General features: G+C 66.5%; 12 protein-coding genes. All 12 read left to right on the top strand.

Annotation, left to right across the window (positions count from 1 at the left end; genetic code table 11):
• The first annotated feature begins 83 nt into the window (after positions 1-83).
• On the top strand, positions 84-1,403 hold the full coding sequence (locus ACF3ND_RS16240) for an MFS transporter (RefSeq protein ID WP_394062291.1): 1,320 nt from the start codon (positions 84-86) through the stop codon (positions 1,401-1,403).
• Positions 1,404-1,421: 18 nt separating this feature from the next.
• Entirely contained in the window at positions 1,422-2,381 is a 960-nt protein-coding gene (locus ACF3ND_RS16245; RefSeq protein ID WP_394062293.1) for a carbon-nitrogen hydrolase family protein, read from the top strand.
• A 158-nt stretch (positions 2,382-2,539) separates the two neighbouring features.
• Positions 2,540-3,415, top strand: a complete 876-nt coding sequence (locus ACF3ND_RS16250; RefSeq protein WP_394062295.1) for a LysR family transcriptional regulator — start codon at positions 2,540-2,542, stop codon at positions 3,413-3,415.
• A complete protein-coding gene (locus tag ACF3ND_RS16255; RefSeq protein WP_394062297.1) occupies positions 3,412-4,554 on the top strand; it encodes a YbfB/YjiJ family MFS transporter in 1,143 nt (380 codons plus the stop codon). The genes ACF3ND_RS16250 and ACF3ND_RS16255 overlap by 4 nt, the downstream gene beginning before the upstream one ends.
• A gap of 91 nt (positions 4,555-4,645) precedes the next feature.
• Positions 4,646-5,875, top strand: coding sequence for a nicotinate phosphoribosyltransferase (gene pncB / locus ACF3ND_RS16260; protein ID WP_394062299.1), 1,230 nt, complete (start codon positions 4,646-4,648; stop codon positions 5,873-5,875).
• A 24-nt stretch (positions 5,876-5,899) separates the two neighbouring features.
• The gene (locus tag ACF3ND_RS16265) at positions 5,900-6,946 is read left to right on the top strand and encodes an NUDIX domain-containing protein (RefSeq protein ID WP_394062301.1); all 1,047 of its coding nucleotides are present in this window, start codon (positions 5,900-5,902) and stop codon (positions 6,944-6,946) included.
• A 414-nt stretch (positions 6,947-7,360) separates the two neighbouring features.
• Positions 7,361-10,429, top strand: coding sequence for a formate dehydrogenase-N subunit alpha (gene fdnG / locus ACF3ND_RS16270; RefSeq protein WP_394062303.1), 3,069 nt, complete (start codon positions 7,361-7,363; stop codon positions 10,427-10,429).
• A 9-nt stretch (positions 10,430-10,438) separates the two neighbouring features.
• Positions 10,439-11,356 (top strand): formate dehydrogenase subunit beta, encoded by a 918-nt coding sequence (gene fdxH, locus ACF3ND_RS16275; RefSeq protein WP_394062305.1) that lies wholly within the window; start codon positions 10,439-10,441, stop codon positions 11,354-11,356.
• Complete coding sequence (locus ACF3ND_RS16280; RefSeq protein WP_394062307.1) at positions 11,349-12,002, top strand: formate dehydrogenase subunit gamma; 654 nt, start codon at positions 11,349-11,351, stop codon at positions 12,000-12,002. Before fdxH ends, ACF3ND_RS16280 begins: the two co-directional genes overlap by 8 nt.
• 85 nt (positions 12,003-12,087) lie before the next feature.
• A complete protein-coding gene (gene fdhE, locus ACF3ND_RS16285; protein ID WP_394062309.1) occupies positions 12,088-13,014 on the top strand; it encodes a formate dehydrogenase accessory protein FdhE in 927 nt (308 codons plus the stop codon).
• Between the two features lie 76 nt (positions 13,015-13,090).
• A complete protein-coding gene (gene selA / locus ACF3ND_RS16290) occupies positions 13,091-14,527 on the top strand; it encodes an L-seryl-tRNA(Sec) selenium transferase (protein WP_394062311.1) in 1,437 nt (478 codons plus the stop codon).
• The gene (gene selB / locus ACF3ND_RS16295) at positions 14,524-16,470 is read left to right on the top strand and encodes a selenocysteine-specific translation elongation factor (RefSeq protein ID WP_394062313.1); all 1,947 of its coding nucleotides are present in this window, start codon (positions 14,524-14,526) and stop codon (positions 16,468-16,470) included. The genes selA and selB overlap by 4 nt, the downstream gene beginning before the upstream one ends.
• The last annotated feature ends 3 nt before the right edge of the window (positions 16,471-16,473 follow it).

Consider the following 16,473-nt stretch of genomic DNA (forward strand, 5'->3'; position numbering starts at 1 on the left):
ATTACCTGACGTGATTAGACTGAAAATCGGCCACAACCACAACAAAGGCCATCCCAAACTTGTTCTGCACGAGGAGCACTATCATGGGCATCACTGCTGCCCCACGCCACGGCGCCGCCGCCGCCCCAGGCCGTCCCGGCCTGAACAGAAAACAGGTCGTCGCGGTCGGCATCGGCAACTTCATGGAATGGTTCGACTTCGCCATCTATGGCTACTTTGCCGCCATCATCGGCAGCATCTACTTCCCCTCGGACGCAGCCGGGGTATCCCTGCTGTCGTCGCTGGCCGTCTTTGCCGTCGGCTTCATGTCCCGTCCCTTCGGCGCGCTCATCCTGGGCCCGATCGGCGACCGTTTCGGCCGCAAGATCGTCCTGATGATCACCGTATTCGGCATGGGCGTATTCACCACCCTGATCGGCCTGCTGCCCGGCTATGCCACGATCGGAATCGCCGCGCCCATCCTGTTGGTGATCCTGCGCTTTCTTCAAGGCATGATGGTGGGCGGCGAATGGTCCGCCGCCGGCATCTTCCTGGTGGAGAGCGCTCCTGCCAACCGTCGGGCCAGCGCCGCCAGCGTCGTGACCTTCACCGCCGGCATTGCCTTTCTGGCCGGCACGGCAACCGCCGCCGCGATCAGCACCGCCCTGAGCGATGAACAACTCATCAGCTGGGGTTGGCGCCTGCCCTTCGTGCTGTCCATCGTCATGACCTTCGTGGCCGTCTTCATCCGGCGCAAGCTGTCCGATACGCCGGTCTACCACGAGCTGCAGGAGAAAAAAGCCAACAACACCCTGGAGCGCGTCTCCCGCAAAGACAAGTTCAATGCCTTCCTGCTGTCCTTTGCCTTTTCCGCGCTGTTCCTGGTCTCGCTCTACTACTTCATCACCTACGCCAACAATCATCTGGTCTCCATATTGGGCATGAGCAAGACCTCGGCGCTGTGGCTGTGCAGCATTTCGCTGGTGGCGTATTGCGTGCTGCATCCGCTGGTGGGGCGCTTCTCGGATCGCCACGGCCGCCGCAAGCCGGCCTTGTTCGCGGCGCTGGGGCTGACCGTGATGGCCTACCCCGTCTTCCTCATGCTGAACTCCGGCAAGACCGGCCTGATCCTGCTGGGCCTGATCATCCTGGCCTTCCTGGTGAGCATCTCGGCCGTCATGAACGTCGTGCTGCTGGTGGAAGTCTTTCCGGCATCCATCCGTTCCACCGGCGCGGCCCTGGGCCACAACGTATCCTCGGCGCTGCTGGCCGGCCCCGGCCCGTTCATCGCGGCGGCGCTGATCCAGTACACCGGCAACCCCAACGTGCCCGCCTGGTATCTGGCCGCCGTATCCCTGGTGTGCTTTCTGATTCTGTATACCCGCCTGCCCGAAACCAGAGACATCGATCTTTCCGCAGGCTGATCAACCATGGAGACCACTATGACCAAAGTCGCCGTCGTGCAAGCCGCGTCCATTCCCTTCGATTCCGCCCGCAGCGTGGAAAAAGCGGCCGACATCCTGCACCGCGTGGCCGGGAACGGCGCCCGCATCGCCGTCTTTCCCGAAGCGTTCCTGGGCGGCTACCCCAAAGGCATCAGCTTTGGCAGCGTCGTGGGCAACCGCCGCCCCGAAGGGCGCGAACTCTACCAGATGTATGTGGACGGCGCCGTCTCCCTGGACGGCCCCGAGCTGCAGGCCCTGGCCGACGCCGTCACGCAAAGCGGCGTGCATACCGTCATGGGCGTCATCGAAAAAATGGGTCGCACCCTGTACTGCACGGCCCTGACCCTGGCGCCCGGCAAGGGCGTGGTGGGCCTGCACCGCAAGCTGATGCCCACCGGCCAGGAGCGGCTGGTATGGGGATTCGGGGATGGTTCGACCATGGGCACGGTGGACACGCCGCATGGCCGCATCGGCAATGTGATCTGCTGGGAGAACTACATGCCGGCGCTGCGCCAGACCATGTACGCCCAGGGCACGGAAATCTATTGCACCCCCACCGCCGACGACCGCAAGACCTGGCCCAGTTCCATGGTCCATATCGCGCTGGAGGGACGGGTATTCGTACTGTCGGCTTGCCAGGCCATCCGCTTGTCGGCCTACCCCGAGTCCTTCCGTCGGGAGTTCGACCTGCCTGGTCATGAATCGGAAGACGGCTACATCATGCACGGCGGCAGCATGATCGTCAGTCCGGTCGGCGAGGTCCTGGCCGGCCCCGTCTACGACGAGGAAACCGAGCTCTATGCCGAGCTGGACATGGGCTTGCTGAAACAGGGCAACCTGGACTTCGACGTGTGCGGCCACTATTCCCGCCCCGACATCTTCTCGCTGCACGTCGACACCCGGGCCAAGCAGGCCGTGAAGTTCCAGGCTGAAGACGCGCCTGAGCAAGCGCGCTGAGGCCTTCTGCCGGGCGCCGGCTGCGGCAGGCGCCCGGCAGAACTTTTACCCCGCCCCCTGATTCTTGACCGCGGCAAGATGGCCCTGTCGAAGCAGCTTGCCTTTTTGTTCTTGTTTAGATAATATTAGTTCAATATTATTCTTTTTTTAAGAACAAAATGGACCTGGAATCCCTCCGAATATTCAAGGCCGTGGCTGCCGAGCTGAGCATCACGCAAGCTTCCGCCCGGCTGGGTCGCGCGCCGTCCAACGTCACCACCCGCGTCCAGCAGCTGGAGGCGGACCTGGGAGTCGAACTGTTCGTGCGCACCGGCAAGCGCATGGCCCTGTCCATGGCCGGCGAACATTTCCTGGATTATGCGCAACGCATGCTGGCCCTCGAGGAAGAAGCTCGCCAAGTGGTGACGGGCGGCCGGCACGGCGGCGTCCTTCATCTGGGCAGCATGGAAAGCACGGCCGCCAGCCGCTTGCCTGACCTGCTGGCGGGCTACCATGCCCATTTTCCCGCGACGCGACTGGAAGTCGATACCGGTCCGTCCCGCCAGTTGCTGGAGCAGGTGCGCAACGGAAGGCTGGATTGCGCCTTCGTCGCCCTGGCGCCGCCTCTGGACGAGGCGCAAGCGCTGGCCGACCTGGGCCTGTCGGCCAGACAGGTCTGGCAGGAAGAACTGGTGATGCTTCTGCCCGCCGGCCACGCCCCGGTGCGCACCGCAAAGCACATCCGGATCCGTTCGCTGGCGGCGTTCAAGCAAGGCTGCGCCTACCGGGCCATGGCCGAGGAATGGCTGGGCATGGCCGGCAGCGCCGAATGGTCGGTTCAAGAGGTCGGGTCTTATCACGGCATGGTCGCCTGCGTGGCCGCGGGCGCCTGCGTCGCGCTCCTGCCCAGAAGCGTGCTGGAACTGACCCGCATGCCGCCGGACCTGACGTGCCTGAGCATCCGGCACGCCCATACCTGGCTGGCCTGGCGCACAGGCTACGACACGCCCGCCTTACGGAATCTGCTCGAGCAGCTGGAAGGCATTCCGGCATGAGACGCGCAGCCGCCGTCCATGAACCCAACTGGCGCCCCGCCATCGAGGCCGCCCTGGTCATGGCGATCGGCATGGGCTTCGGGCGCTTTGCCTTCACGGCGATTTACCCGCACATGGTCGAGGAAAACCTGCTGAGCCTGCGCGACGGCAGCCTGGCGGCCTCCGCCAACTATGCCGGCTATCTGCTCGGCGCACTGCTGGCCTTCAGGCTCAGAGCCCGCACGGCCCACCGCCTGTGCCTGTGGGCCAGCGCAGGCACGGCCGCCTGCCTGGCCGTCCTGGGAGCGGTCGAATCGGTCGCCATCATCCTGGCGGTCCGCGGGCTGGCGGGCGTCTTCAGCGCGCTGGCCATTGTGGCGGCATCGCTATGGCTGCTGGAGCGCCAGCAGCAGATGCACCGCGCGCCGCTGCTGTATGCCGGGGTCGGACTAGGCATCGCCTTGTCGTCGGAGTTGCTGGCCGCCGGCGCGGGCGCGGGACTGGACAGCAAGGCACTGTGGCTCCTGCTGGGCGCCGTCAGCGCCGCCATGAGCGCGGCGATCGCGCCAGGCCTGCTGTCGGGGGCCGCGCCCGGCAGGACGACACGGCTTGCCGCCGCACAGACGCCGCCTCCCGTGCGGCCCGGCCCCCTGGTCGCCATCTACGGCCTGGCCGGCTTCGGCTACATCATCACTGCAACCTATCTGCCGCTGCTGGCGCGGGCCGCCCTGCCGGAGCTGGACGCCGCGCATGTATGGGCGGTATTCGGACTGGGCGCGGCGCCGTCCTGTTTTCTCTGGCATCGCCTGCACATGCGTCTTGGCACGCGCTCCGCGCTGGCGACGAACCTGGGCGCGCAGGCCCTGGGAGTCATGCTGCCCGTCGCGGCGCATCATGCCGCCGCCTATTTGCTGAGCGCCCTGCTGGTCGGCGGCACCTTCATGGGGACCGTGACCATCGCCATGCCCGCCGCACGCCTGGCCGACCAGGCGCGGGGGAACCTGATGGCGGCCATGACGCTGGTCTACGGCATAGGGCAGATCGTGGGGCCCATGGCAGCCAACGCCCTGTTCGCAGTGAACGGGACGCTGGACGGCTCGCTCTGGGCGGCCGGGGCCGCCTTGCTGGCCGGCGTGGCGATCAGCCTGCGACGCCTATAGCCATGCAGCCGGGACCTGTTCCTTCGAGAACCGGCGCAAATCCCCGGGCGCTTCCGGGTATAGTGAAGATACCTTATCCGAAGGAGCGCGCATGGCGCCTGCCACCTTGCCCGACCTGTACCTTCCCGTCATCCGCTCCCTGCTGGAGACGGACCTGTACAAGTTCACCATGCTGCAGGCCATCCTGCACGCCTACCCCATGAACACGGCGGAGTATTGCTTCGTATGCCGCAGCACGCCGGCCTTCCCGCTGGCCGAGCTGGCCGAGGCGGTCAATGCGCAGCTGGACCACCTGTGCTCGCTGCGCTTCGCCCCCGACGAACTCGATTACCTGGCCGAACGCCGCTACATCAAGCCCGACTTCATCCAGTTCCTGCGCATCTTCCAGTTGCATCGCCCCTTCATCCAGGCGCGCGCCGAAGGCGACGCATTGGCAATCGTCGCCAAAGGCCCGCAGATCCACGTGATGCTGTTCGAGATCTACGTGCTGGCCATCGTCAACGAGCTCTACTTCAGGCGTCTGACGCATGACAGCCAGGAGCAGACCCTGGAGACGGGCCGCATCCGCCTGAAGGAAAAAATCGCCCTGCTGCGCGGCGAGCTGGAAGATCCCGCGAACCAGCGCCGCCATCCTTTCGAGTTCTTCGACTTCGGCCTGCGGCGGCGCTACAGCGGCCCCTGGCACGAAGAAGTGGTGGGCACGCTGAAAGACGCCCTGCCCGCCTGCTTTCGCGGCACCTCCAATGTATACCTGGCCCGGAAGTTCGACCTGGTGCCCATCGGCACCATGGCGCACGAATATCTGCAGACCTTCCAGACCGTCGGCATCCAGCTGCGCCACTTCCAGAAGGCCGCCCTGGAGGCCTGGGTGCAGGAGTACCGCGGCGACCTGGGTACGGCGCTGACCGACGTGGTCGGCATGGACGCCTTCCTGGCCGACTTCGACCTGTACTTCGCCAAGCTCTTCGATGGGCTGCGCCACGATTCGGGCGATCCCGTCCTGTGGGGCGAAAAAGCCCTGGCGCACTACGCCAGGCTGCGCATCGACGCCCACACCAAACGGCTGACCTTCTCGGACGGGCTGAACGCGCCCACCGCCCTGGCGCTTTACCGCCACTTCGGCGATCGCGTGCAACTGGGCTTTGGCATAGGCACCAACTTGAGCAACGATCTGGGCCACACGCCCCTGAACATCGTCATGAAGCTGGTGCAATGCAACGAGCAGCCCGTAGCCAAGCTTTCCGATTCGCCCGGCAAGACGCTGTGCGACGACATCACTTTCCTGAATTACCTGAGCCAGGTCTTCAAGCACCCGCTCTGAGCCCGGCGCACATAAGGAACCCCCATGCGCAACCCGCATTCCATCGCCGTGGTCATAGGCCGCTGGCAATTGCCCCACCTGGCCCATCTGGCCCTGATCCGCAAGGCTTTCGAGCTGGCCGATACCGTGGTGGTGGTCATCGGCTCGGCCCGGCGCTCCCGCAATCCCAAGAACCCCTTCACGGCCGTCGAACGCCAGGCCATGCTGGACAGCATGCTCGAGGACGAGCAGCGCGCCCGCGTGCGCTTTCTACCGGTGCGCGACTACTACGACGACAAGCGCTGGGTGCACGCCGTCCAGCAAGGCGTGCAGGCCCTGGCGGCGCGCGAGGCGGCGCCCCGCCCGGACATCTGCCTGGTGGGCTTCAACAAGAATGAATCCAGCTACTACCTGGACCTGTTCCCCAACTGGCGCTTCGTGGATTCGGGCAGCGCCATGAAAGTGGACGGCGCCGCCCTGCGCGACGTGTTCTTCAGCGAAGGGGATTTTGCCCGCGTCCTGGCGCCTTATGTGCACCCGGGCGTGATCGCCTACCTGCAGGCCTGGAAAGCCCTGCCCGAATACCGAGAGCGGCTGGAGGAAAAGAAGGCGGTGGACGCCTACAGGGCCAGGTACACCGGGCCTTGCTACCTGACGGCGGACAGCGTGCTGGAGATCAACGGCCACGTGCTGCTGATCCGGCGCGGCGGCAACATCGGCCACGGCCAATGGGCGCTGCCCGGCGGCTTCGTCGACCCGCACGAGACTTTCTACCGGGCCGCCCTGCGCGAACTGAGCGAGGAAACCGGCTACAAGCCCCTGCGCGCCACCATGGACGCCGCCCTGCAGGCCCAGGCCGTTTTCGACGACCCGACCCGCAGCCCGCGCGGCCGCCTGGTCACCAAGGCTTTCCACTTCCGGCAGGCCCTGAACCGCCTGCCCGAGGTACGCGGCGAGGACGACGCCAAGGAAGCCGTCTGGTGGCCCGTGGAACGCCTGTCCGAGATCGAGGAAGAACTGTTCGAGGACCACGCCGTCATCCTGGACCGCTTCATCCCCTTCATGGACGTTGCGCGCACCGCTGCGGGCTAGAAGAACAACTGCCGCACCCGCGGCGCCAGCACCACGTTGAGGGCTCCGGCGATCATCATGACCAGGTAGGCGTCCATCGACGTCGTGCTGAGCGCCGGGATCCAGTCTCCGGCGGTTTGCCGCGTCCAGGTCGAGCTTCCGGGCGGTTATATATCGGATTCCGTAAAAGGACAGAATGAAACAGCAAATGTCCTTATAAAACATAGGACAATAACCGGCAGACCAATGCAATTGATTCCCAATTGCAAAAACATCAATTAAATCAATGCCGTTTTCAGTACAGGAAAACCCCTGCCGTTTCGTTTTCCGACTGCCCCAGGCTTATACTGTCTAACCATGAAACGGGTTGCAACGCTCACAAGGCCGCGCCCGTCCGATTTTGAAACACCAATAATCACTCTATTGGAGAGCCGCATGGTCAACATGAGTCGGCGTCAGTTCTTCAAAGTGACGGGGGCCTCGCTGGCCAGCTCCAGCATGGTGCTGCTGGGCGCCGCGCCCACCCCCGCCATGGCGGAAGTCAGGCAATACAAGCTGACCCGCATGACAGAGACGCGCAACACCTGTCCTTATTGTTCAGTCGCCTGCGGGGTGCTGCTGTATTCCCGCGGCGACGGCGCCAAGAACGCCCAGCCCAGCGTGGTGCACATCGAAGGCGATGCGGATCACCCGGTCAACCGCGGCACGCTCTGTCCCAAGGGCGCCGGCCTGGTGGACTTCATCCACAGCCCCAACCGCCTGAAGTTCCCCGAATACCGCGCCCCCGGCTCGGACAAATGGGAACGCATTTCCTGGGAAGATGCGTTCAATCGCATCGCCCGCCTGATGAAGGAAGACCGCGACGCCAACTTCGAGGCCACCGCCGCCGACGGCACCGTGGTCAACCGCTGGCTCACCACGGGCATGCTGGCCGCCTCGGCCAGCAGCAACGAAGTGGGCTACATCACGCACAAGGTCATCCGCAGCTTCGGCGTACTGGCGTTCGACAACCAAGCTCGTGTCTGACACGGCCCGACGGTGGCAGGTCTTGCCCCGACGTTTGGCCGTGGCGCGATGACGAACCATTGGGTCGACATCAAGAACGCGGATATCGTGCTGATCATGGGCGGCAACGCCGCCGAGGCCCACCCTTGCGGGTTCAAATGGGTCACGGAGGCCAAGGCGCACAACAAGGCGAAACTCATCGTCGTGGATCCCCGCTTCACGCGGTCGGCGTCCGTGGCGGACTTCTACGCGCCCATACGCACCGGAACGGACATCACCTTCCTGGGCGGAGTCATCAAGTACCTGCTCGACAACGACAAGATCCAGCACGAATACGTGCGCAACTACACGGACATGTCGTTCATCGTGCGCGAGGACTTCGACTTCGAGCAGGGGCTGTACTCCGGCTACAACGAGGAAAAGCGCAGCTACGACAAGACATCCTGGGACTACGAACTGGGCGAGGACGGCTACGTCAAGACCGACCCCACGCTGCAGCATCCGCGCACCGTGTACCAGTTGCTCAAGAAGCACTACGAGCGCTACACGCCCGAGATGGTGCAGCGTGTCTGCGGCACGCCGCAGGACAAGTTCCTGAAGGTCTGTGAAATGCTGGCCTCCACGGCCTCGCCCGATCGCGCCGGCACCATCCTGTACGCGCTGGGCTGGACGCAGCACAGCATCGGCTCGCAGATCATCCGCACCGGCGCGATGGTGCAGCTGCTGCTGGGCAACATCGGCATCGCCGGCGGCGGCATGAACGCGCTGCGCGGGCACTCCAACATCCAGGGCCTGACGGACCTGGGGCTGATGTCCAACCTGCTGCCCGGCTACCTGACGCTGCCCAACCAGGCGGAGAAGGAATTCGACGGCTACATCGCCGCGCGCGCCCAGCAGCCGCTGCGGCCCAACCAGCTCAGCTACTGGCGCAACTACAAGAAGTTCCACGTCAGCCTGATGAAGGCCTGGTGGGGCGATGCCGCGCAGGCCGAGAACAACTGGGCCTTCGACTACCTGCCCAAGCTGGACAAGCTGTACGACATGCTGCAGGTCTTCGAGCTCATGGACCAGGGCAAGATGAACGGCTACATCTGCCAGGGCTTCAACCCCCTGGCCGCCGCGCCCTACAAGAAGAAGCTGCTGCGCGCCTTCTCCAAGCTCAAGTACATGGTCATCATGGACCCGCTGGTCACGGAAACGTCGGAATTCTGGCGCAACTACGGCGAGCACAACGACGTGGACAGCGCCTCCATCCAGACGGAGGTCTTCCGCCTGCCCACGACCTGCTTTGCCGAAGAGGAAGGCGCGCTGGTGAACTCGGGCCGCTGGCTGCAATGGCACTGGAAGGCGGCCGAGCCGCCCGGCGAGGCCAAGAGCGACATCGAGATCATGGGCACGCTGTTCACCCGCCTGCGGGCCATGTACCAGAAAGAAGGCGGGGCCTACCCGGACCCCATCCTGAACCTGTACTGGCCGTACTCGAACCCGGACGACCCGAGCGCCGCCGAACTGGCCAAGGAATACTCGGGACGCGCCCTTGCAGACCTGACCGATCCGAACGATCCGACCCGCGTCACGCGCAAGGCCGGCGAGCAGCTGGACGGCTTTGCCGAACTGCGCGACGACGGCACCACGATCAGCGGCTGCTGGATCTACGCCGGCGCCTGGACGCAGCAGGGCAACCAGATGGCGCGGCGCGACAACAGCGACCCGACCGGCATAGGCCAGACCCTGAACTGGGCCTGGGCATGGCCGGCCAACCGTCGCGTGCTGTACAACCGCGCCTCCTGCGACCTGGAAGGCAAGCCCTTCAATCCGCGCCGCAGCCTGGTGAACTGGAACGGCAAGCGCTGGGTGGGCGCCGACGTGCCCGACTTCAAGATCGACGAGGATCCGGCCGGCGGCATGTCCCCCTTCATCATGAACCCCGAAGGCGTGGCGCGCTTCTTCGCCCGCAAGGGCATGGCCGAAGGCCCCTTCCCCGAGCACTACGAGCCCTTCGAGACTCCGCTGGGTTACAACCCGCTCAGTCCCGACGAGCCGCGCGCCGTCAGCAATCCGGCCGCACGCGTCTTCAAGGACGACCTGGCCTCCATGGGCAAGGTGGAGGAGTTCCCCTACGTGGGCACCACCTACCGCCTGACCGAGCACTTCCACTACTGGACCAAGCACGTGCGCCTGAACGCCATCGTGCAGCCCGAACAGTTCGTGGAGATCGGCGAAGAACTGGCCAAGGAGGTGGGCATCGCGCACGGCGACCGCGTCAAGGTGTCCTCGAACCGCGGCTACATCAAGGCCGTGGCCGTGGTCACCAAGCGCATCAAGGCCCTGACCGTGGACGGCAAGCCCATGCACCAGGTGGGCATTCCCATACACTGGGGCTTCGTGGGGCTGGCCAAGCCGGGCTTCCTGGCCAACACGCTGACCCCGCCGGTGGGCGATGGCAACTCGCAAACCCCCGAGACCAAGTCCTTCCTGGTCAAGCTTGAAAAGGTATAGGAGTAAGCCATGGCATTGCAATCATTGGATATCAAGCGGCGCTCCGCCACCACCACCCCTTCGCCCAGCGTGCGCGAGCCCGTGGGCGGGGAGGTGGCCAAGCTCATCGACACCAGCAAGTGCATAGGCTGCAAGGCCTGCCAGGTCGCCTGCATGGAGTGGAACGACGTGCGCGACGAAATCGGCGAGAACGTGGGGGTGTACGACAACCCCGCGGACCTGACCGACAAGTCCTGGACCATCATGCGCTTTGCGGAGTACGAGAACCCCGCCGGCGACCTGGAATGGCTGATCCGCAAGGACGGCTGCATGCACTGCGAGGATCCGGGCTGCCTGAAGGCCTGCCCCTCGCCGGGCGCCATCGTGCAGTACACCAACGGCATCGTGGATTTCCACGAGGAGAACTGCATAGGCTGCGGCTATTGCGTCACGGGCTGCCCGTTCGACGTCCCGCGCATCTCGGAAAAGGACAAGAAGGCCTACAAGTGCACCTTGTGCTCGGACCGGGTGGCCGTGGGGCAGGAACCGGCCTGCGCCAAGACCTGCCCGACCGGGGCCATCGTCTTCGGCACCAAGGAGGACATGAAGCAGCACGCCTCCGAACGCATCGAAGACCTGAAGTCGCGCGGTTTCGAGAACGCCGGCCTGTACGACCCTGCCGGGGTGGGCGGCACGCACGTCATGTACGTGCTGCATCACGCCGACAAGCCCGAACTGTACAGCGACCTGCCCAAGGACCCGCAGATCAGCCCCATGGTCTCGCTCTGGAAAGGCGTGGCCAAGCCCCTGGGCGTGGCCGCGATGGCATTGACCGCCCTGTTCGGCTTCTTCCACTACATCCGCACCGGCCCGAACGAGACGGACGAGGAAGACGAACGCCGCGCCGATGAGGAAGCACGACGGATCGAGGAGGTCCATCATGACTGAGCATAAACGCGACAGAATGATAGTGCGCTACACCGCCGGCCAGCGCATCAACCACTGGATCATCGCCATCAGCTTCGTGCTGCTGGCGCTGTCGGGGCTGGCGCTGTTCCACCCTTCCCTGTTCTGGCTGAGCAACCTGTTCGGCGGCGGCCCCTGGACGCGCATCCTGCACCCGTTCATCGGCGTGGTGCTGTTCGTGTGCTTCTTCGTGTTCGCCGCCCGCATGGTGCGCCACAACACCTTCGACCGCGGCGACGCGACCTGGCTGCGCCATTTCAACGACGTGCTCAACGCCAGGGACGAGCGCATCCCCGACGTGGGTCGCTACAACGCCGGCCAGAAGGTCCTGTTCTTCGCGCTGGTGCTGCTGGTGCTGGGCCTGCTGGTGACCGGGGTGGTGATGTGGCGCGAGTATTTCTCGCTCTACTTCCCCATCTGGGCCATACGCCTGGCCTCGGTGCTGCACGCGGTCTTCGCGCTGCTGATGATCTGCGCGATCATCGTGCACATCTACGCCGGCATCTGGGTCAAGGGCTCGGTCAAGGCCATGACGCGCGGCACCGTCAGCCGCGGCTGGGCCTGGAAGCACCACAGGGCCTGGTTCCGCGAAGAAGTGGGCAAGCGCCCCACCCGCCAGCCCAAGTAGGTCGTCACCGGCCCGGTGATCCCGGGCCGACCACCGGCAGCCATGCCCGCATGCGCGCATGGCTGCCTTGTTTCAGGAGTCTGCCTTGCAACGCATCCTTCCGCGCGGCGAGATCGAAAGTCTGGACCACACGTCCATCCCCCGGCTGCGCCTGCCGGTGCGGGCCAGCGTCTTTGCCGACCGGGCCGCCCGCCTGCGCCAGCTGGCCGCCGACAATCCCGCCGGCGCCTACCTGAACCTGCTGGCCGTCCTGGTGGACGGCCAGCACCGCGAACTGGCCGCCCTGCCCGACACGCCGCTGCCGGCCGAGCTGATCGAGACCGCCCGCACCCACGGCATGCCGCCGCTGCTGGCCTCCGGCTGGAAGCGCGACGCCCGGTGGCGCGCCATCCTGACCGGCCTGCTGACCCACATGACGCAGGCGCCGGGCGTGCCTGAAGCCGCCGTGAACGTGTGCCGGGGCCTGCTGGCGCAATTGCAGGAGCAGCCGCAAGCCATTGAAGAACTGGCCGACGCCCTGCTGGCCGAACAACTGGCCGAGGACCAGGGCGCCGCCGCCCCCTTCGTGATGGCGGCCCTGCAGGTCTACTGGACCCACCTGGCCTGCTCGCTGGACGAAAGCCAGCTCCCGGTCACCAGCCCCTTCGGCGTCTGCCCGGCCTGCGGCAGCCTGCCCGTGGCCAGCATCGTGCGCGTGGGCGGACGCGAGGACGGATGCCGCTATCTGTGCTGCCCGCGCTGCTCGCTGGAATGGCACCTGGTGCGCGTCACCTGCTCGCATTGCGAAAGCACCAAGAGCGTGGCCTACCATGCCATCGAGGACGGCCCCGAAGGCATCAAGGCCGAATCCTGCGACAACTGCCATACCTATCGCAAGATCTTCTACCAGGAAAAGCAGCTAGGCGTGGACCCGGTGGCCGACGACCTGGCCAGCCTGGCCCTGGACGTGCTCATGGGCGAGGAAGGCTACTCCCGCTCCAGCGGCAATCCCCTGCTGTGGCAGCAGTCCTGAGATGAGTCGGCCTGCAGGCCGCGCACGGCGCGCCTGAAGGTCGATCTGCCCCGGACTCCGTGGTAGCCTTTGCACGATGAACACTGCGACTCTTTCCCCCGAGGCGCCGGCCGGCGCCAAAGACATCCCATCGCTGGATCGCCTGCTGCGCTCGCCCGAGTTCGCACCGCTGCTCCAGGCCTACGGCCACACCCAGGTCGGCCAGCTCATGCGCGCCTGCCTGCAGGACCTGCGCGAAGCCGCCCTGCAAGGAAAGCTGGACCGGCGCGCCCTGGACGCGCCGGCCCTGGCCCGGGCCCTGCAGGCCCGCCTGGCGGCCCGCAACGAATCCCGGCTGCGCCCGGTCTACAACCTGACCGGCACCGTGCTGCACACCAATCTGGGCCGCGCCCTGCTGCCGGACCAGGCCGTGCAGGCCGTGGTCCGCGCGCTGACCTCCCCCGCCAACCTGGAATTCGACCTGGAAACCGGCGGACGGGGCGACCGCGACGACCTGATCGAGCCGCTGCTGTGCGAGCTGACCGGCGCGGAGGCCGCCACCGTGGTCAACAACAATGCCGCCGCCGTTCTACTGATGCTCAATACGCTCAGCGACCGGCGCGAAAGCGTGGTGTCGCGCGGCGAACTGGTCGAGATCGGCGGCGCCTTCCGCATTCCCGACATCATGAAGCGCGCGGGCGCGCGATTGGTGGAGATCGGCACGACCAACCGCACCCATGCCGCCGACTATGAAAACGCCATCGGCCCACGCACGGCCATGCTGATGAAAGTCCATTGCAGCAACTACGCGGTCAAGGGCTTCACCAAGAGCGTGGATGTGGGCCAGGTGGCCGACATCGCGCATGCGCGCGGCCTGCCCGCCAGCGTGGACCTGGGCAGCGGCACGCTGGTGGACCTGGCGCAATGGGGGCTGCCGCCCGAGCCCACCGTGCGCGAAACCATACAGGCGGGCGCGGACATCGTCACCTTCAGCGGCGACAAGCTGCTGGGCGGCCCGCAGGCCGGCCTGATCGTGGGACGCGCCGAACTCATCCGCAAGATCAAGAAAAACCCGCTCAAGCGCGCCCTGCGCGTGGGCAAGCTGACCCTGGCCGCCCTGGAGCCCGTGCTGGCCCTGTACCGCGCGCCCGAGCTGCTGCCCGAACGCCTGACCACCTTGCGCCTGTTCACCCGCCCCTCCTCGGCCATGAAAGAACAGGCCGCCCGCCTGGCGCCCGTCCTGCAATCCTGGGCGGGCGCGGACTTCGCCGTGGAGCCGGCCGCGCTGTTCAGCCAGATCGGCAGCGGCGCCCTGCCCGAGGACGTGCTGCCCAGTTGCGGCCTGCGCATCCGCCATGCGGGGCCGGGCCGTCCGGGACGGCACCTGACACGCCTGGAAACCCGGCTGCGCGAACTGCCCAGGCCCGTCATCGGACGCATCGCCGACGATGCGCTGTGGCTGGACCTGCGCTGCCTGGAAGAAAGCCAGGAGCCCGATTTCACCGCGCAACTGACTGCAGAACAAAGCACATGATCGTCGGCACGGCAGGACACATCGACCATGGCAAGACCACCCTGGTGCGCGCCCTGACGGGCGTGGACACCGACAGGCTGCAGGAAGAGAAGAAACGCGGCATCTCCATCGAACTGGGCTATGCCTACACGCCGCTGGCCAACGGCGAAGTGCTGGGCTTCATCGACGTGCCCGGCCACGAACGCCTGGTCCACACCATGGTGGCCGGGGCCACGGGCATAGACTTCGGCCTGCTCATCGTGGCGGCCGACGACGGCGTGATGCCGCAGACGCGCGAGCACATGGCCGTGCTGGAACTGTTGGGCCTGCGGGAAGGCGCCATCGTGCTGAGCAAGGCCGACCGGGCCGACGAACAGCGCATCGCCCAGGTACGCTCCGAGGTCGCCGCGCTGGTGCAATCGACGTTTCTGCAGGATGCGCCTGTCTTCGTGGTGGATGCCGTCTCCAGCGGCGCGCCCGGCGTGGAGCCGCTGCGCCGCCACCTGCACGAGCGCGCCATGCAGTCGGCCGTGCAGGGCAGGGAAGGCTACTTCCGGCAGGCCATCGACCGCGTCTTCACCTTGCAGGGGCACGGCACCATCGTGACCGGCACCGTGCACGGCGGCCTGCTGGACCTGGACGGCCCGCTTCCGGACCTGCGCCTGATGCCCCAGGGCAGGCCCGTGCGCGTGCGCAGCATCCATGCCCAGAACCGGCCGGCCCGCCAGGCCGTGGCCGGCCAGCGCTGCGCCCTGAACCTGGGCGGAGTGGACGTGCAGGACATCTCGCGGGGGGATTGGCTGGCCGATGCGCGCTGCTTCGTCCCATCGGCGCGCATCGACGTGGAGCTGACGCTGCTGGACAAGGCCGACGGTCCGCTGCGCGCCTGGTCCCCCTGGCACGTGCATCTGGGGGCCGCCCACCTGACCGCGCACGCCGTGCCGCTGGTCGGCGAGGCGCTGCAGCCCGGCCAGACCGGCAAGGTCCAACTGGTTTTTGAACGGGCGATCTGCACGGTGACGGGCGAACGCTTCATCCTGCGCAACGCACAGGCCCGCGAGACCGTGGGCGGCGGCATCGTGCTGGACCCCGGCGCGCCGGACCGCAAGCGCCGCTCCGCGGGCCGGCTGGCCTGGCTGGACGCCCTGGCGGGCTGGGCGCGCGGCGGCGACCTGGCCGGCCTGCTGGACCAGGCGCCCTACGGGCTGGAGGAATCCGCCCTGCTGCGCCTGGCGGGCGGTCGCGCCGACCGACTGGCCCCGCCGCCTCGGGCGCGGTGGCACGAACCCGCCCGCCCGCAAGGCGAGCGCATCCTCTTGAGCGATGCGCGCCTGGAGGCGCTCTGTGCACAGGTGGAAAACACCGCGCTGGATTTCCATGAGCGCAACCCCGACGAGCCCGGCCTGTCCCCCAGCCGGCTGCGGCGCATGGCGGCTCCCACCATGCCCGATGCCGTCTGGCAGCTGGTCTGCGAACAACTGCTGGCCCAGGGCCGGTTGGTCCGCCAAGGCGCCTGGCTGCATCGTCCGGGGCACCGCGTCGCCCTGACGGCCGAGGACGCCGCCCTGGCGGAAGAATTGCTGCCGCGCATCGAGGCCGGCGGCTTCGATCCCCCCTGGATGCGCGACCTGGCCCGCGAGCTGGGCGAGCCGGAAGAGCGCGTGCGCGCCCTGCTGCGCCGGCTGGTGCGCCAGGGCGAGCTGTTCCAGATCGTGCATGACCTGTTCTACCACCGCGACCAGACGGCGCGGCTGGCCCTTGTCGTCGCCGAGCTGGACGCGGGCAAGGGCGTGAGCGCCGCGCAGTTTCGCGACGCCACCGGCCTGGGCCGCAAGCGCGCCATCCAGATCCTGGAGTTTTTCGACCGCATCGGCTACACCCGCCGCCTGCGCGATCGCCACGTCCTGCGCGGCGAGGCCTGGCCGGATAAGCCCGAGACGAATTTGAAGGCCGACCTGCCCTAAAGT

This window comes from Alcaligenes sp. WGS1538, from assembly GCF_043187505.1.
In the GTDB taxonomy this organism is placed as follows: domain Bacteria; phylum Pseudomonadota; class Gammaproteobacteria; order Burkholderiales; family Burkholderiaceae_B; genus Alcaligenes.